Source organism: Amedibacillus sp. YH-ame6, from assembly GCF_053848845.1.
This window is the reverse complement of the sequence record NZ_JBSPEZ010000025.1, coordinates 21,903-39,893: the sequence shown is the minus strand read 5'-3', so window position 1 is coordinate 39,893 and position 17,991 is coordinate 21,903. Positions and strand designations below refer to the sequence as shown.

At 35.1% G+C, this 17,991-nt stretch carries 19 protein-coding genes and 1 other annotated feature (1 of these 20 cut by a window edge); of the genes, 18 read left to right on the top strand and 1 reads right to left on the bottom strand.

Annotated features, from left to right (window positions below):
* Positions 1 to 155 precede the first annotated feature (155 nt).
* On the bottom strand, positions 156 to 1,034 hold the full coding sequence (gene rnhC / locus ACWG0P_RS13570; RefSeq protein WP_455802176.1) for a ribonuclease HIII: 879 nt from the start codon (positions 1,032 to 1,034) through the stop codon (positions 156 to 158).
* Positions 1,035 to 1,177: 143 nt separating this feature from the next.
* On the opposite strand from rnhC, the gene ACWG0P_RS13565 reads away from it, so the two are divergent.
* The 18 genes from ACWG0P_RS13565 to ACWG0P_RS13480 all read left to right on the top strand — a co-directional run bounded on the left by ACWG0P_RS13565 (position 1,178) and on the right by ACWG0P_RS13480 (position 17,832).
* Positions 1,178 to 1,831 carry a CvpA family protein gene (locus tag ACWG0P_RS13565; RefSeq protein WP_455802175.1) on the top strand — a complete coding sequence of 218 codons (654 nt, stop codon included), beginning with the start codon at positions 1,178 to 1,180 and terminating at the stop codon, positions 1,829 to 1,831.
* A 2-nt stretch (positions 1,832 to 1,833) separates the two neighbouring features.
* On the top strand, positions 1,834 to 4,149 hold the full coding sequence (locus ACWG0P_RS13560) for an endonuclease MutS2 (protein ID WP_455802174.1): 2,316 nt from the start codon (positions 1,834 to 1,836) through the stop codon (positions 4,147 to 4,149).
* Positions 4,150 to 4,153: 4 nt separating this feature from the next.
* The gene (gene uvrC / locus ACWG0P_RS13555; protein WP_455802173.1) at positions 4,154 to 5,932 is read left to right on the top strand and encodes an excinuclease ABC subunit UvrC; all 1,779 of its coding nucleotides are present in this window, start codon (positions 4,154 to 4,156) and stop codon (positions 5,930 to 5,932) included.
* 17 nt (positions 5,933 to 5,949) lie between these two features.
* Positions 5,950 to 6,177: a response regulator transcription factor gene (locus tag ACWG0P_RS13550; protein WP_455790968.1), complete on the top strand. Its 228-nt coding sequence runs from the start codon at positions 5,950 to 5,952 to the stop codon at positions 6,175 to 6,177.
* An 88-nt stretch (positions 6,178 to 6,265) separates the two neighbouring features.
* On the top strand, positions 6,266 to 6,718 hold the full coding sequence (locus tag ACWG0P_RS13545) for a hypothetical protein (protein WP_455802172.1): 453 nt from the start codon (positions 6,266 to 6,268) through the stop codon (positions 6,716 to 6,718).
* A gap of 46 nt (positions 6,719 to 6,764) precedes the next feature.
* Positions 6,765 to 7,859, top strand: coding sequence for a M15 family metallopeptidase (locus ACWG0P_RS13540; RefSeq protein ID WP_455802171.1), 1,095 nt, complete (start codon positions 6,765 to 6,767; stop codon positions 7,857 to 7,859).
* A gap of 66 nt (positions 7,860 to 7,925) precedes the next feature.
* Positions 7,926 to 8,894, top strand: a complete 969-nt coding sequence (locus ACWG0P_RS13535; RefSeq protein ID WP_455802170.1) for a GerMN domain-containing protein — start codon at positions 7,926 to 7,928, stop codon at positions 8,892 to 8,894.
* 72 nt (positions 8,895 to 8,966) lie between these two features.
* Positions 8,967 to 9,452 carry a metallophosphoesterase family protein gene (locus ACWG0P_RS13530; RefSeq protein ID WP_455790975.1) on the top strand — a complete coding sequence of 162 codons (486 nt, stop codon included), beginning with the start codon at positions 8,967 to 8,969 and terminating at the stop codon, positions 9,450 to 9,452.
* Between the two features lie 67 nt (positions 9,453 to 9,519).
* Positions 9,520 to 10,719: a coenzyme F420-0:L-glutamate ligase gene (locus tag ACWG0P_RS13525; RefSeq protein ID WP_455790976.1), complete on the top strand. Its 1,200-nt coding sequence runs from the start codon at positions 9,520 to 9,522 to the stop codon at positions 10,717 to 10,719.
* A 169-nt stretch (positions 10,720 to 10,888) separates the two neighbouring features.
* Positions 10,889 to 13,138 (top strand): bifunctional diguanylate cyclase/phosphodiesterase, encoded by a 2,250-nt coding sequence (locus ACWG0P_RS13520; protein ID WP_455802169.1) that lies wholly within the window; start codon positions 10,889 to 10,891, stop codon positions 13,136 to 13,138.
* Positions 13,139 to 13,148: 10 nt separating this feature from the next.
* Positions 13,149 to 13,316 (top strand): hypothetical protein, encoded by a 168-nt coding sequence (locus tag ACWG0P_RS13515; RefSeq protein WP_455802168.1) that lies wholly within the window; start codon positions 13,149 to 13,151, stop codon positions 13,314 to 13,316.
* 104 nt (positions 13,317 to 13,420) lie between these two features.
* Complete coding sequence (locus ACWG0P_RS13510; protein ID WP_455802167.1) at positions 13,421 to 14,158, top strand: sigma-E processing peptidase SpoIIGA; 738 nt, start codon at positions 13,421 to 13,423, stop codon at positions 14,156 to 14,158.
* Between the two features lie 4 nt (positions 14,159 to 14,162).
* Positions 14,163 to 14,867: an RNA polymerase sporulation sigma factor SigK gene (gene sigK, locus ACWG0P_RS13505; RefSeq protein WP_455802166.1), complete on the top strand. Its 705-nt coding sequence runs from the start codon at positions 14,163 to 14,165 to the stop codon at positions 14,865 to 14,867.
* A 134-nt stretch (positions 14,868 to 15,001) separates the two neighbouring features.
* Positions 15,002 to 15,781, top strand: a complete 780-nt coding sequence (locus ACWG0P_RS13500; RefSeq protein ID WP_455802165.1) for a SigB/SigF/SigG family RNA polymerase sigma factor — start codon at positions 15,002 to 15,004, stop codon at positions 15,779 to 15,781.
* Between the two features lie 44 nt (positions 15,782 to 15,825).
* On the top strand, positions 15,826 to 16,068 hold the full coding sequence (locus tag ACWG0P_RS13495) for a PRC-barrel domain-containing protein (RefSeq protein ID WP_455802164.1): 243 nt from the start codon (positions 15,826 to 15,828) through the stop codon (positions 16,066 to 16,068).
* Positions 16,069 to 16,197: 129 nt separating this feature from the next.
* On the top strand, positions 16,198 to 16,599 hold the full coding sequence (locus ACWG0P_RS13490) for a cell division protein SepF (protein WP_455802163.1): 402 nt from the start codon (positions 16,198 to 16,200) through the stop codon (positions 16,597 to 16,599).
* On the top strand, positions 16,586 to 17,353 hold the full coding sequence (locus tag ACWG0P_RS13485) for a YlmH family RNA-binding protein (RefSeq protein ID WP_455802162.1): 768 nt from the start codon (positions 16,586 to 16,588) through the stop codon (positions 17,351 to 17,353). Before ACWG0P_RS13490 ends, ACWG0P_RS13485 begins: the two co-directional genes overlap by 14 nt.
* Positions 17,354 to 17,367: 14 nt before the next feature.
* On the top strand, positions 17,368 to 17,832 hold the full coding sequence (locus tag ACWG0P_RS13480; protein WP_455802161.1) for a DivIVA domain-containing protein: 465 nt from the start codon (positions 17,368 to 17,370) through the stop codon (positions 17,830 to 17,832).
* Positions 17,829 to 17,991 (top strand) — a binding site (T-box leader); it runs 49 nt beyond the window's last position. (Overlaps the previous gene by 4 nt.)

Below are 17,991 nucleotides of genomic sequence, written 5' to 3'. Positions count from 1 at the left end.
CCTACATGAATTACTAGTATATTTTCATAATGCTTTAATGAAAAAGGAAGGCTTTATCATTAAGATTTAGCACTTCCTAAAATATTTGTAAAAAAATTACACATTTATATTGACAAACCCTTTCGTTTGCATGTTTCATGCACGAAATCCTTTTCTTATAAAAATGCTTTTGTTGTATTTGCGAAATGTACTTTCGCAACAGCTTGTAATTCTTCTTTTCCAAAACGCTTTACAAATGCGCGAATGTTTTCATCTACCTTTGCGCCTGCACCTTTTAAGAAGGTAAAATCATAACGTTGATTCATATCTTCCATTGCCTTTAAGAATGCATAACGAGCAATGACAGAACCACAAGCAACCGAAAGATACTTATTTTCTGCTTTGGTTTCAAAGTGAATATCTTTTACGATTTCTTTTTCTTGGGATAGGTAGCGATAATAGGAAGTCTTCTGTACAAATTGATCAATAATACAAAAAGAAGGAAGGCTTCCTAGTTTCTTTTGTAAATGGACATACGCTTGATTATGTAGTTTGGATTTGATCGCAACCATATTATTGGTTGGGTGAATGCGATTGTAGGTGGCGTTATTTAGAATTAATAGGGAATAGGTTAAGCGTTCCATTAACAATGGAGCGATGCTCATAATGTAGTCATCTTGAATAGCTTTGGAGTCTTGAATTTTTAATTCTTTTAGAAAATTCACATCTTCTTCCTTGACGCAACAAGCACAAACGGTAACTGGACCAAAATAATCTCCAGTACCCACTTCATCGCTACCGCATTGTGGGTATACGTTCTTCGTCGTTGTCTTTTGGGTGGATGGTGTAGAAGAATCTTGATGGGCACTGCCATAAAAATCTGCACCTTCTCCTTGGAATACCACCTTTCCAGATTCATATGCGGTGATGACACAATCACTTGTCTTTACTTGGTAAAGGGCATAAGGAGGTGTTTTACGTACGCTGGCATTGTGTAGGGAAGCTTTTAAAGCATACATTTCTTGTGTACTCATAGTAACTGTTTTTGTGGACATTCCAATTTCCTCCTCATAACTGCAGTTATTTTACCATATAATACAAGGGAATGGCTATGAAGTTTATGCATTCTCATTTATTTTATTAGTAAATATGGTAAAATAATGAAGGAATGTTTGAATAAAGAAAGGATGTTGTGTATATGAATGCTGTGACGTTGATGAACATGGTGATTGTTGTCCTGTTGGTATTCTTTATGTTCAGTGGATATCGACAAGGATTTTTATTAAAACTGTTAAGCATCCTTTCTTTTTTTGTATTAGGTTTTGTGACTTGGTATTTATCCCAACCATTATCAGAAATGTTTTCCCTTTATCCTAAAGAGAGCATACCACAACTTGGCATTGCGAGTGTGGAGAATGTACTTTACAATAACTTGAATCGTTTTACTGTATTTGTTATTTTGTTTGTATTCTTATATGTTCTTTTATTGCTTGTTCGTCCAGCCATCAAGGTACTACAAAATATCCCTGTAATATCTACCATCAATCGATTGGCAGGGTGTTTGTTAGGAGGACTACAAGCATTGTTAATCCTGTTCTTGTTAAGTTTTGTGATGCGCTTTCCAGGATGGGAGTTGGGAAATACACTAGTTTCACAATCGTATTTACGCTATTGTGAACCAGTTTCTAAACTTGTTTTCTTTTACATAGATTTAAATGAGTTGGATGAAGCGTTACAAAGTGATAAGACGTTTACACAAGAAGAAATCAATCGCTATTACGATTGGCTTCTGAAACAAAATGTGAGTGAGGAGAACGCAGCACAAATCGTTTCTATGCTGCGAAGCGAATAATTATGAAAATAGAAATAGAATCGTTAGAATTAAATATTGTAAAAGAACAGTTTTTAAAGTACTGCTCTTTTTCCTTGGGAAAACAGAGAATTCGACAATTACAGCCCCATTTTGATGCGCTTTGGGTAGAAAGAGAACTAAGAAGAGTAAAAGAAGCGTTTGATTTGGTTGTGCGTTATGGAAATCTACCATTTGGTGGAGTTCACGATATCGGTGGTAGTATTCAAGATGCCATGAAAGATCGTATGTTAAGCGCAGCTGATTTACGTGATATCGCGGATGGGATTCGTGCATGCGAACATGTGTCCAAATACTTTAAGGCAAGTGAATTGGAAACTCCTTATCTGAAAGAATTGATAGATTCGTTTAGTGATCATAGAGGAGTAGCGAGCCACATAGAAGCTTGTATTTCTGTGAATCAGGAAGTTCTAGATAATGCGAGTAGTGAACTTCGAACTCTACGAAGAAGTATTTTAATGTGTAACAGTGATATTTCACATGAGGTACAACGCGTAATCTCTAAGAATTCTTCAAAATTAATGGATACTATTACAACGATACGTAATGGTAGAACTTGTATTCTAGTAAAAATAAGTGAAAAGAATAGTGTGGATGGTTTGATTCATGGAGAGAGTGCTTCTGGACAAACCGCTTATGTAGAACCAAGAAGTTTGATTATTTTAAATAATAAGCTACAAAGTTTACGTAGTCAGGAACAAGAAGAAATTGAACGTATTTTATATATGTTAAGTCAAGAAGTGAAAGGTGTTGGTTATGAACTTCTTGGAAATTTAGATACCTTTGCGCTTTTGGATGAAATCTTTGCGAAGGCTTTATGGGCAAAAGAAGTGGATGGGTGTGTCGCAATGCTGAATACGAAAGATCACCATCTCTACATAGAACAAGCACGACATCCCTTAATTAAACAAGAAAGTGTTGTACGTAATACCTATGAAATAAAAGCTCCATACCATAATCTTTTAATCACTGGTTCAAACACTGGAGGTAAAACCGTTACCTTAAAAACCATTGGGTTATTTGTGGAAATGACACTTTGTGGAATGCCTGTTGCGGCAGAAAAAGCACTTGTGCCATTGTTTGATTCCATTTATGTAGATATTGGAGATGATCAATCTATTCAAGAATCTCTATCTACGTTTTCTTCGCACATTTCAAAACTTGCGAATATTTGTAAACGTGCAAGTCGCAATTCCATTGTTTTATTGGATGAGTTAGGAAGTGGGACAGATCCTAGAGAGGGAGAACCACTTGCAGTGGCAATTTTGGATGATCTTCGTAAATCAGGTGCGATGATCATTGCGACAACTCATTATTCTGCCTTAAAACATTATGGTTCTAAAAATGAAGATATTTTATTATCAAGTGTAGAATTTGATATGGAACATATGCGTCCTACCTATCGGTATATAGAAGGGGTAAGTGGACAATCCAATGCCTTTGAAATAGCACGACGTTATGGATTAAAAGAAAGTGTTTTAGAAAAAGCAAATCAATTAAAAGAAGAATCACGTTCTGCGGCAGATCAGGCGATGGATAAATTAGAAGCGACTTTATTAGAAAATCAACAAGTCAAAGATCAGATGAGTGAGCGTTTGGCGGATATTAAAGCATTACAAGAAAGCTTGGAAAAAGAAAAACGAAAACTGGAGAATGAAAAGGCGCATATTCTTCAACAGGCAAAACTAGAAGCTGAAAAACTATTAGATCAAACCAAAGAAGAAGCTCAAGATATCTTAGATTCTTTTAAGGCAATCAATGAAGAAACAAAGCCTCATGAAGTTACAGATTTGAAAACTCGATTAAAGGGTATGCAACAAGATGAGGAAGTAGATGAAGAAAGTGATGAAGTGTTCTCTGTAAAGGATTATGTGTTAATCAAACAATATCATTATTATGGAGAGATTTTATCCATCAATAAAGATAAAGTATGTGTTCTTGCGAATGGGATGAAAATGAATGTGACAAGCAAAGATATCACGCATGCCAAACGTCAAGTACAGAAAAAATCGAAAAAAGAATATACGTCAAAGAGTGTAAAGAGCATTTCTTTGGAATGCAATGTCATTGGCATGCGTGTAGGAGAAGCTCTTCCAGTCATTGATAAGTATTTGGATGATGCCATTTTATGTAAAGCGTATACTGTACGCTTGATTCATGGTGTTGGTACAGGAGCTCTTCGTAAAGGTGTCCATGACTATTTAAAACGCAATCCACGTGTGGAGAGCTTTGTGATGGGTGGTCAAGGAGAAGGTGGCTTAGGTGCTACTGTTGTGACTTTGAAACAGAAAGGGAAGTGATGATATGGCCAATATGGCAAAAATAGAAGATAAGCTTGCCATTTTACCGCCACTCCCTGGTTGTTATTTGATGAAAGACAAACAAGGAGCAATCATTTACGTTGGAAAGGCAAAAAAATTAAAGAATCGTGTACGTCAATACTTTGTTGGCGCACATGATTTTAAGACTACCCGCCTTGTTAGTAACATCGATGATTTTGAGTATATCGTGACGGGTAGTGAGAAAGAAGCACTCCTATTAGAAATCAACTTAATTAAGAAACATACTCCACCTTTTAATATCATGTTTATGGATGATAAAACTTATCCTTACTTGAAATTATCAAAGGAGAAAGCACCGATTCTAAAAGTCGTACGCAATACAAATGATCGCAAAGCAGAATACTTTGGTCCTTTTCCCGATAGTTCTGCAGCGTATGATACAGTAAAGTTACTAAATCGTATCTATCCTCTTCGTAAGTGTAAAAAACTTTCCAAGAAAGAATGCTTATATTATCATATGGGACAATGCTTGGCTCCTTGTGTATATGACATTGATCCTAAAACATATACGGATATGGCAGCGGGAATTCGTAAGTTCTTGAAGGGGGATGCAAAAGAGTTACTACAAGAATTAAAAAGCGAAATGGAACAAGCAAGTGAAGAACTTGCGTTTGAAAAAGCAAAAGAAAAGTTAGATTTAATTCAAGCCATTCAACATGTGACAGCGCGTCAACAAATCGATTTTAAAGATCGTAAAGATCGAGATGTATTTGGGTATTATATAGACAAAGGATATATTTCAATTCAAGGGTTCTTTGTTCGTGGAGGGAAGTTATTGGAGCGAACCTTATCCATTACTCCTTTATATGAAGAGGGAGAAGATGCTTTTGTGTCTTTTGTATTACAATATTACGCATCCAATCCATTACCGCAAGAGATTTTGATTCCAAAAGAGTATTCCATTGAACATCTAGAAGAAATCTTAGATACGAAGATTTCACAACCAATTCGTGGAGATAAACTAAAGCTAGTAGAAATGGTATTACATAATGCGAAGAATGCACATGAACAAAAATTTGAATTAGTAGAGCGTAAGGTGAATCGTAGAGAAGAGGGAATGGCACAGTTGTGTAGTCTTCTTCAACGAGAGATTCATCGAATTGAACTTTTTGATAACTCTCATATCTCAGGAACTTTTAATGTTTCTGGTATGGTTGTATACAAAGATGGAGAAGCAAGTAAACAAGATTATCGGGTGTATAAGCTTGGTGAATATAGTAGTGACTTGGATTCTATGAAAGAAGTGGTCTATCGACGGTATGTTCGACTCCTAAAAGAACGTGCGAAGTTTCCTGATTTACTTATTGTGGATGGTGGACAGTTGCAAATTGAAGCCGCAAAAGAAATTATAGATGCGTTGGATGTTTCCTTATGCATTTGTGGATTAGTGAAGGATGATCACCATCGTACGAGTAATTTGATGGATGTACATGGAAATATCTTACCTGTTGCTCGTGATAGTTCATTGTTCTTCTTATTAACGCAAATGCAAGATGAAGTGCACCGTTATGCGATTAGTTTTCATCGTCGATTGCGAAATAAAGCAATGACTAAATCCATATTAGATGAAGTAGAAGGCATTGGTGAAGTCCGTAAAAAAGAAATTTGGAAACATTTTAAATCCTTAAAACGACTCAAAGAAGCCAGCATTGATGAAATAAAAGAAGTCGTTCCAGAAAAAGTTGCACAAAATATATACAATATCCTGCATAACACAGACCAAAATCAAAGTAGAGCATAAGATAAGATAGGTAGGAAATGTATAGGGGGGTAAGTGCTACGCAAAAGATACTAACACAAAGGGAAAAAGAAGTGTTTGAACTTCTAATTGCCAATTATAGTACAAAAGAAATCGCAAAACGAATGAATATATCGGATAAAACAGTTCGAAATCATATTTCCAATGTGATGTTGAAATTGGGAGTAAAAGGAAGAGCGCAAGCAGTTGTGGAACTGTTAAGATTGGAAGAATTATCATTGGATTGAATGTATAAGAGCTCATTTTGAAAAAAATGAGTTTTTATTTAGGATTTTTAGACCTTTTTCTCGTATATACATAATTGAGGAGGTCTATATGGAAAAAGCTAGATGTATTCGTTATAAGCTACATGTTAATCGTGTACAACGACGTTTTTTGTTACATCATATATATGAAGTACAACGTATTTATCAAAATGTATCCAAGCAGTTACAAAGTAATAGGAAATATACAAAGGAAGATATCTATGCGTTATTGAAGGTGCGTCATCGCTATTATTTGAAGCAGATGAATGAAATTGAAATTCAAGACCTTACCTTAGCCATATTACGATGTTCTAGACATCCTAAGGGAATTCGTGAGTATCATTGTTTGATAGGGAATAAAGAGTTGATATTTCGAGGGGTTGGGTTAGGTTCATTATCTAAGGTTCCATTGAAACATAGTAGAGATGATGCTTGTTTTGCAAGATTACGATATACAAAGCATCAGTTCATACTTTACCTTTATATAAAAAAATCTTACAAAAATGATGAAAAAGCAGGATAGTCTTATAATAGAGTTGTATGCTATAATGATAAGCGAGGTGTTGAATATGAAAGTGAAACGTAGTCTATTTGTAATTGTTTTAGTAGGGCTATTTTCTCTATGCTATTTCGTTATGAATCAGCATTATGATGAATTAGCACGCTATCCTCATGAATTAAGTGAAAAACAACGCACGCTTGTTTTAAAATATTTAAATACTGATGGAATTAACATGTTAATTTCACAGAAGATTGAACCAGATGAGTTTCTTCCCTATATTGAAATCGAAGGATTTGATATTGCCAATACGTTATGGTATGACAGGGCTTACCATACACAAACTGAAAATATTACAAAAGATTTCATTGTTCGCTTTATCAATAAGTATAAAAATCAGTTAAGTTACTCTACATTAGGAGAAACGATTACGAACTATTCTTTTAACTCGTTGATTCGTTTCTATGATGAAGGAGATCAATATCAAAATGGTACCATACTATTGCCTAATCCTTCTTATATGTACACATTGATTGGAAATAAACAAACTGTTTATACATATGAACCTAGTAATTTAGTATCTGTTGGAACGCTACCACATAGAAGCATTGTGAAAGGAGCGAAGGATGTCTTAATCAAGGAAGAAGTTCTTGCACCGTTACAACAATTATGTGCAGCTGCAGAAGATATCAATGGGATAACATGCGGAAATATGAGCATTGTTGCGGGTTATCTTTCTTACGAAGATCAAGTGAATTTATATGATATCGCACAAGAAGTTTATAAAGAAAAGGGATTGACTATGTATTGGGATTATCCAGGTCACAGTGAATATCAATTGGGATATACTATACAATTATTACCAAATGAAATGAAACCTGAAGTAAATGGCAATAAAACGGATGAGAAAGATACAAATGATGAAGTGGATTCGAATGAAGAAACCCAAGAAAACGTAAGTGAACAAGAACGTGAACAAGAGATATGGTTGAAAGATAATGCCTATAAGTATGGATTCATTCTTCGTTATCCAAAAGGTGAAGAAGAAACAACCGGAAAGTATTATCAAGCGTATACTCTTCGCTATGTAGGGCGAGAAATGGCAAAAGAGATTCATGATAAAAGCTTGGTTTTAAATGGAGTTAACTTTAGTAAATATGGATGAAAGAGCGAATCTTAGATTTGTTCTTTTTCTTTTCCTTCTGGCATAGAGTTTGGTAGAGGTGACAATATGTATAAGTTTAAAAAACAGATTGCTTTTTTATTTGGTTGTATTGCGTTGATTACGTATCTTTCCATTCACTTTTCTTCTTCGCAGGATAGTGTTCGTGTTGTGAGTACGCAAAAAGAAGGTACGCATATGCAAATTTACTTGAAAGATGAAAATCGTACTTTAATTCCTTTATCCATACCTGTAAGCGAAGAATTAAGCGAAGATGAAAAACTACAGCTTATGTTTTCTTATATGAGTGGGAAACAAAGCGTGAAGGGTTTTTTACCACTCTTTCAAAAGGAGTGTACGCTACAACGAGTAATCGTTCAAAAGGGGATTGCTTCTTTATATCTGGATGATAGCTTTAAAAATTATAAAGCTGAAGACGAGCTTAGGGTGTTAGAAGCAATTACTTGGGGAAGTACACAGTTTCATGACATTGAACAAGTTAAACTATTTCTAAACGATCAACCACTGACAAGTATGCCAGTGGCAAACACACCCATACCAGAGGTATTGAATCGAAGCATTGGTATCAATCATTTTGAAACGAGCGCAAGTAGTCTTCATGATTCTACTTCCATTACTGTATTCGCAACGAAGAAAATCGAAGGTAATGAATATCTTGTCCCAAGAAGTCGGCGTATTCAAGTAAGTGGAGATTCTTTGAGTGCGCATGTGAATTCAATCATCACGGATATTAGTGCTTCTAGTGAACTGCTACAACCGCTATATGCAGATGATATCGAAGTAAAAGATTTTAAGATGCAAGATGGAACGTTGTGTGTAGAGTTGAATAAGAATATCTTATCCAGTGATGCCAGTGTGAAACAAAATGTGTACGATACGTTGGTACTATCACTTGCGACTCTTGAGGGAATTCAGCGAGTAGAAGTACGTGTTGATGGCGTTGTAGTAACTCCAAAAAGCCAAAAGGCAGAAGCTGTTTCGAAATATGAACTGATGTATAACGAAGTGACATTTTAATGTAAATTTTTTCATAATAAGAAAATGCTTTTCATACGCTTCATTTTTTGGTATTATAATACTGGTGGTAAGATGAAAATAATCGTTGTAAGTGACAGTCATGGGAAAGATGAAGTATTGGCGGATGTATTACAAAAGTATCCAAACGCTGATGCCTATATTCACTGTGGTGATATTGAAACCGCACCATCGACGTTTCCTCAATTAGTGAGCGTGAGTGGTAATAATGATATGTTTTTTGATTACCCTCAAGAGCGCATTCTCGAATTAGGTGGACATAGAATTTATGTGGTTCATTCGCATCAATTTGTATATTCTCATAGAGTAGAGAGTATGGCACAAAAAGCGAAAGAATTACAATGTGATATTGTTTGTTTTGGACATACACATGTTGCATTCTATGAAATCTGTGAGGGCGTTCATGTTTTGAATCCAGGATCGTTATGGAGAAGTCGAGATGGACGAGGTCCATCTTATGCCATTTTGAATTTGGAGGATAAAAACGTTGATGTGGAATTTGTGTTTTTACCGCAGAAAAAGAGTAAGTTTTTCTGGTAATAATATGAAAACCGTATTCGTTTACGGTTTTTCTTATGAAGAAGCATAAAAGAAAGGTGTTGTAATTATGGAAAGAAAAATTGGTACTGTATCAAGAGGAGTTCGTTGTCCTATCATCCGTGAGGGTGATGACCTTGCTAGTATTGTAGTAGAAAGTGTAATTGATGCTGCAGCTAGTGAAAGCTTTGATCTACGTGATCGTGATGTTATTGCAATTACAGAAAGTATTGTTGCTAGATCCCAAGGGAACTATGCATCTGTAGATGCGATTGCGAGCGATGTGAAGGCAAAATTAGGTGGAGAAACTATCGGGGTTATGTTCCCAATTCTTAGCCGCAATCGTTTTGCAATCTGTTTGCGTGGAATTGCAAAAGGTGCGAAGAAAATCGTTTTGATGCTTAGTTATCCAAGTGATGAGGTTGGTAATGAATTAGTATCGATTGATAAATTAGATGAAGCTGGTATCAATCCTTACTCAGACGTACTAAGCCTTGATAAATATCGTGAATTGTTTGGAGAAAACAAACATGAGTTCACAGGCGTTGATTATGTTGCATACTATGGTGATATAATTCGTGAATGTGGTGCGGAAGTAGAAATTATTTTTGCGAATAATCCAAAAATGATTTTGGATTATACAAAGAATGTTTTGACCTGTGATATTCATACACGTGTTCGTACAAAACGTATTTTAAAAGAAAACGGTGCTGAAAAAGTATGTGGTCTTGATGATATCATGACCAATAGTATCGATGGTTCTGGATGTAATGAAGCATATGGTTTGTTAGGTTCTAATAAATCTACAGAAGATACCGTAAAACTATTCCCAAGAGAATGCAATGGGTTAGTAGAAGATATTCAAGCACAGATTTTGAAGAAAACTGGAAAGCATGTAGAAGTTATGGTGTATGGAGATGGAGCGTTCAAAGATCCTGTTGGTAAGATTTGGGAACTTGCAGATCCATGTGTTTCACCAGCTTATACTGCAGGTCTTGAAGGAACACCAAATGAATTGAAATTAAAATATCTAGCAGATAACGACTTCGCTAATTTAACAGGTGAAGAGTTAAAGAAAGCAATCGAAGAAAAAATCAAAGATAAAGATGGTAGTCTTGTAGGGAATATGGCGTCTCAAGGTACGACTCCTAGAAGGTTGACAGATTTGATTGGATCTCTTTGTGATTTAACTAGTGGATCTGGGGATAAAGGTACTCCAGTCGTATTAGTACAAGGGTATTTTGACAATTATACAACAAGTAAAGGGTAATCATTACCCTTTTTCTTTTTAAAAGTATATACTTTTGGAATTAAATGTATAATTCTTTCTTAAACACCTTGTATTTGGTAGGAATTGTTGCTATACTTATAGAAAAGAGATATGTGGTCGGGAAGCATCATATCATTTGGGACCATCAGGGAAGAGGAGCCTATTACTTATGCGTAGGAAAGATTATCGTACAATCTTACAATCGATTATTATAGGTGCAGTTTGTTTATTGCTCCTTATTTCTGTTGCGATTACGTATATGGATTATTTAAATAAAAATATTACTTCTGAAATAACGACAACCTTAAAAGAAGTTTCTAATAAGAACGCGATTACCATTCGTAATAAAATGCATAGCAATCTAGAATTGTTAGATTCTTTTGCGGAGTATATCAAATATGAAAACTTGAATGATAAAAAGAACATAGTGGATAAACTAGCAACGGTTGCTGGTAAAAATGGTTATAAACGTATGGGGATTGCAGATGTAAATGGAGATTGTTATACAACCGATGGAGTGTCTTTGAATATAAGTGAGCGAGAATATTTCCAAAAGGCAATCAAAGGAGAGCGAAATGTATCTGCTGTATTGAATGACTTAATTGGAGAAGATAAAGCTCTAATCAATGCCTATGCTACTCCTGTATATCAAGATAATACCATTCGTGCTGTTATTTTTATGGTGAAGACAACAAAAGGGGTTGCGGATAATTTATTGGTGACAAGTTTTGATGGTCAAGGTTATTCAATGCTTGTAGATTCCCAAGGGAAAGTTGTATTGCGAAACAATGAGGATACAAATACATATAGCAATTTAGATGAATTGATGTATGATGAAGAATACCGTAAAATTGATCGTGCCCATAATGAAGGCGTTGTTTCCTATCACGATGACAACAATAAGTATTTTATGGCATATGGAGTATTAGGAATCAATGATTGGGTGGTTGTTTCTGTTGTTCCAGCGAGTGTTGTGTCTGCGCAAATCATGTCCTTTACACAAATGGCAGTACTCACATGGGTGATTATTATTCTTGTGTTTATGATTCTTTTATTCTATATCTATGTTTCTTGGCATCGTAATAATAAGAAAATGCAAAAAGTATTATTCAAAGATACGTTAACTGGATATGATAACTTTAATAAATTTAAAATGGATGTAGAATCCATCGTGAAATTAAAGAAAGATACCAATATTGGATCTTTAATAGAGCTCGATATCGAAGATTTTAAGATGTTCAATAAAATTCATGGATATGAGATAGGGGATAACCTACTCAAAAATATTATGCGCTGTGTGAATTTGTATTGCGGTAGCAATGAGCGTTGTGCACGTATTAGTGACGATCGTTTTGTGGTATATTGGGAAGATAATGATGAAGCTATAATTACAAAAAGAATCAATCAAATGTATTCCAACATCATTATGATATTCGAAACTGAATATGAACACCAAGGGATTAAGTTCCAACTATGTTTTGGTGTGTACATCATGGAGAGTGGGGAAACTAATATTATGAATTGCCTAGATAAGGCAGTATACGCTAAAAACTATATCAAAAAGAATCATGAAGATCACATTTCTTTCTACAATGATGAGATGTACCAAAAAGTATTAAATGAGAAGTATATGTTGGAACGATTGGATAAAGCTATCAATGATGGAGAATTTGTTGTGTACTTGCAACCGAAGGTAAATGTAAATACGTTTGAAATCGTCGCTGCAGAGGCGTTGGTGCGATGGCGTGATCCAAGTAGGGGATTGATTCCTCCAGGAGAATTCATTCCATTATTCGAACGGAATGGAGCGCTCCATAAACTTGATTTTTATGTCTTCCATAAAGTATGTAGAACACTGAAAAGATGGCAAAATGAACACAAGAAAATGATTACAATTTCGGTGAATATATCAAAGAGTTATATGTTCTCAAAAGGATTTGCAAAACGATTACATGAAATTATAGAGAGCAATCATTTAGCACCTGAATATTTAGAATTAGAGATTACAGAAAGTACAATGTTAGAAAATCCAAATGATCTGTTAGCCATTATCGATGAATTGAAAGGGTATGGCTTTAAAATTTCGATGGATGATTTTGGTAGCGGGTATTCTTCTTTGAATATGTTAAAAGAAGTACCAATCGATGTAATCAAATTAGATCAAGTGTTCTTTCAACATACAGAAGAAACCAAGAGAAAAAGCAATATTATCGTAGCTGGTTTATGCCAATTAATAGATATGTTGCATATCGAAACGGTGGCAGAGGGAATTGAAAATAAAGAACAGTTACAATTCTTGAAACGTGTCAAATGTCATGTGGCACAAGGTTTCTACTTCTATCGTCCAATGCCAATTACGGATTTAGAAGCAATTTTAAATGAACAAAAACAGGAACATACAGCATACACTGTAACGTGAGGTGAGCTGTATGTTTTTTTTATCTTTTCAAGAATGGTTAACGTATCATGGAAAAACATTACAAGAAGTAAACGAAAAAGACGGCATGGAAGATTATGTAATTCTTTATCTACGCTATTGTAAAATCCATCACATATATTCCAATCTTTATGATGTCTTTTCAGAACAAGATTCTTAAAATGTTTGACGAAAAAAAGGTCAATTCTTTTATTTCTTTTAGCATATCTCGACAAGATAACAAAGTCATTTTGTATATACTAGGACTTGTTGAGGAGGGATACTATGGAAAGCTATGTTGAGGTGAGCTTTCTACATAATGCAATGACGATATTACTGTGTGTGTTGCTAGGAGAGTATGCGGCTTTGCAACCAGTTTCTCTCAGACGATGTATATTGTACGCAATTCTTGTGAGCGCTATCGCCACTTTGACATGGTCAGCGTATAGTTTGTTGTGGATGGTATTGCTGGAGTTAATCAGCTTCTTTTTTTTCTTTCGCTATGCCTATAAAAGCTATTTATGTTCACTTGTCTTTCGTTATTTGTTCTATGGTTCGGCCTTTCTGTTTTATGGAGGAGGATTTCATAATGGGGTATGGTTTGTACCTATGGGAACTTCCTTTCTCTTCTTGTGGGCTATTTATGCATTGCTGTATGCCTTATTGTTTGTGAAATGGAAAGATATTTTTGCGAAATTGTCCTATGTATATGATGCAAAGTTTTTTATGAACCAGACAAAAATGGGATTAAAATCGTATTTGGATAGTGGGAATTTATTAACTTATAAAGGGATGCCAGTCATTTTTGTTGATAAGAAATACCAAGCATATTTTAAAAACGAGCGCATAGAATTAATAGTAATGAACAGTGTCACTTCAACCGAGGTTATGCGCTGTTATGAATGCGAGATACAGATGGCAGGATGTAAGAAACATAAAGTATATATCAATGCAGAACGGCATTTGAAGCTGCCGTTCAAATGTGTAGTACTTTTGAACATGAAATTGATGACGATGGGGTGAAACTATGAGAAAACTAATTAAATTATTTAAGTTTTTATTCTTTAAACAGGATGAGATTCAAGTGTACTATATCCAAGGGAATGATGTGCTACCAAAACCTTTGGAAAAAGAAGAGGAGTTAGAAGCTTTGATTGCACTTGAAAATGGTGATGAAGAAGCACGTAATAAACTCATTGAACACAATTTACGTTTGGTGGTCTACATTGCGAAGCGTTATGAAACCAACCCAATCTTTATGGAAGACCTTATTAGTATTGGCTCCATTGGTTTGATCAAGGCGGTAAATACGTTCAAGCGTGATAAAAACATAAAACTTGTGACCTACGCATCGAGGTGCATAGAGAATGAAATTCTCATGTTCTTGCGAAAGAAAAGTCGTCGTAAAGTAGAGGTTAGTTTTGATGAACCACTCAACATCGATTACGATGGAAACGAGCTATTGTTGTCAGATATTCTTGGTACTGATGATGATGTCGTAACCAAAGAATTTGAGCGAGAAGAGAACAAACGAGAATTGTTGAAGGCGATGGGTACGCTAAAAGAAAGAGAACGTGTGATCTTACAAATGCGCTATGGTATCGAGCATGAAGAACTTACACAAAAGGATATTGCAAAACGTTTAGGAATTTCCCAATCCTATATCTCTCGTCTTGAAAAACGAATTATTCATAAGCTAAAAACACAAATGAAACATAATCAAAGCTACTAATATGTGAGTAGCTTTTTTTACATCTGTCAAGCCCTATTTTTCTTCCAATTACTTACAGTGTAAAGCCATTCGTATACCGTATAACGTTTCCTTTTAAAGGGCAGACTCCTAGTAGTGGACAGGAGGATATGCATATGAGTCGTTATAAGGTTGAAATCAGTGGAATCAACACATCAGAGTTGGTTGTGCTTAGTAATACAGAAATGAAACAGCTTTTTTTACAGTTACAAAGTGGAGATGAAAGTGCAAAGGAAACACTCATCAAAGGGAATTTGAAACTTGTACTGTCCATTGTACAACGTTTCTCTAGTCGTTGTGAGAACATGGATGATTTATTCCAAGTAGGGTGTATCGGATTAGTCAAATCCATTGATAATTTTGATTTGAAACATGAAGTTCGTTTTTCTACGTACGCAGTACCCATGATTATGGGGGAGATTAGGCGTTATCTAAGAGATAACCAAGTGATTCGTGTATCTCGTCACTTGAAGGATTTGGCATATAAAGCCTTTCGTTTAAAGGAAGAGTATATACACGATCATCAAGTAGAACCATCCATTGCATGGCTTGCACAACAATTGGAAGTACAAGAGAAAGATATTGTGGACGCTATGGATTCTACGCAGAGTGTACTTTCTATATTCGAACCAGTGTTTAATAATGATGGAGATGAATTATACTTGCTAGATCAAATTAAAGATGATAAAAACGAAATAGAGAAACTAGGCAATATTCTATCCTTACGTAAAAGCATGAAACATCTTAAAGAGAAAGAGTTGGATATTTTACATAAACGCTATTATCAAGATAAAACACAAACAGAGATTGCAAGAGAACTTGGCATATCACAAGCACAAGTATCACGTTTAGAAAAGAATGCCATCGCACAACTGAAAAGAGAAATTGAAACATAGGCACAATTCTTGTTTTCCATCATATACTAAACTAGGTGAAGAATATGAAATTTTGCGAAATAGCTGGAAAAGAAGTTATCAATGTACGTAATGGAACACTTGTTGGTTTCGTTAATGATCTAGGTTTCGATGAATGTAATTACGTCATCCATGCCATTTATGTACGACCTGCACAAAGTCTAGTGAAGAAGATATTTCCATGGTTTTTTCCTTGTGAAGAAATCGAAATACCAGTAAACGAAATTGAAAATATCAACGGAGATGTAGTTCTTGTTCGCTTCCATTAAGACAGATGTTGGATGCTTTTCTAAATTCTTACGAAAGTTTAAGTAAAAAAGCCCAAGAATAAGCAAAAAAACTTTTTCTATAGGCTTTTTTATGCTATCATATAGGTAAGTATAATAGGAGGTATCGCTATGAGCATCACTCAGAAATTTAAAGAATTCATTGCGCCAATGGATGAAGATGACGTTTTAGAAGTAGAAGAGGAAGAAGAAACACAAACTATATCACAATATGAACAACCTCGCTCAAAAGTAAGCCATTTACCAAATGATACAAAGATGGTATTGTTTGAGCCACGTTCTTTTGACGAAGCAGAAGAAATTGCACGTCGCTTAAAAGAAAATAAGGCAGCGGTTATCAATTTACATAAACTGCAAAGAGATTACGCTCAAAGAACAATCGATTTCTTAACTGGTGTTATTTTTGCGCTAGATGGTAGCATTCAGAAAATTGGACATAATGTAATTTTATGTGCACCTAGAAATGTTCCAGTTCACGGGGCTATTAATTTAGATTCTGGTGAAGACGAATAATAAAGGTATACACTTTGAACATTATCGGGGTAATGAAGAATTCGTAAAACGTATCTATGATCTATTGGATCTTACAGAGAAACGTAAACGAACCATCATTACTCCCTTTTTTTCGCCTGATCAAAGTGCGATTGTAGAGACGATTTGTGGCAATCAAATCGCAGTTCGAAAAGATGGTGGGTATGCACAAGCAGAACGTAACCGCTTTGCATTTTTACCTTTTGATGAAGAAGTCATCTTTCCTACTGTTTTATTAAAGGCGAATTACTCTTCTACTTTTTCTTCCATTGGACATCGTGATGTTCTAGGAGCCTTGATGAACCTAGGAATAGAAAGAGAGAAAATTGGAGATATCCTAGTGAGTGATCATGATATACAAATTATCATGGATGAAGAAATCGAAAATTATATCGTTTGTAATCTAACGAAAATCAAACGAAATCATGTGCACTTTCAAAGAAGCACAAATATTATAGAACATACGTCTACAATTTTATATTCACATAAAATCGTTTCCTCTCTTCGTTTGGATGCCATTGTTTCAGCATGTACGAATGTATCACGTGCAAAAGCACAAGGTTTCATTGTTTCCGGGAGAGTAAAAGTTAATCATGTTGTACTTGAACAAACGTCTTACATGTGTAATAATAATAGTGCTATTTCCATTCGTGGATATGGGCGCTATCATTTCGCAGAAGTAATCAAGAGAACCAAGAAAGAACATTACGTGATTGATGTCGGAGTGTATGAGTGAGCGAGGGTGAAAGTATGGACAAACCTACATTTGACACTATGAAGAACGGGTATAATCGCTATCAAGTAGATGATTATATTCAATCTATGCAGTTACAATTATCCTCCCTGCAGGAGAAAATTGAAAAGGCATATCAATTACGGGATTCTTATGAACAAGAAGCTATTGATTACAAAAAATTATATGATGGGATTTGCGAAAATCTCAATGTGAAAGAAAAAGCAGCCTTCGATATGACACGTATGGCAATGAAAGAAGCAAATCTAATCGTGGAAACAGCCCATAAGAATGCGGATGTAATTGTTCGAGAATCTTTAATGATGGCACGTGAAGTATTAAGTGAGATAGCGCGTGTTGGTAAAGAGGCAAACATTTTGAAGGGCAACATGAAAGAAGATTTAGCGAAGATTTCACAGGCACTTGATGAATTTGAGACGCCACAGATTCCAGATATGGATCTACTAAAAAAAGAAAAATAAATGCGTAGAAAAAGATACGATTAAGATGAGGAATTTATAGAGAGCAGTTGTTTGGTGAAAAACTGTAAGGATTCATTTTGATTATCACTTTGGAGCAGATCATCCCAAGCACAGTAAGATGATACGATGCACTTGTCGTTATAAGTTTGAGGGCTTCAT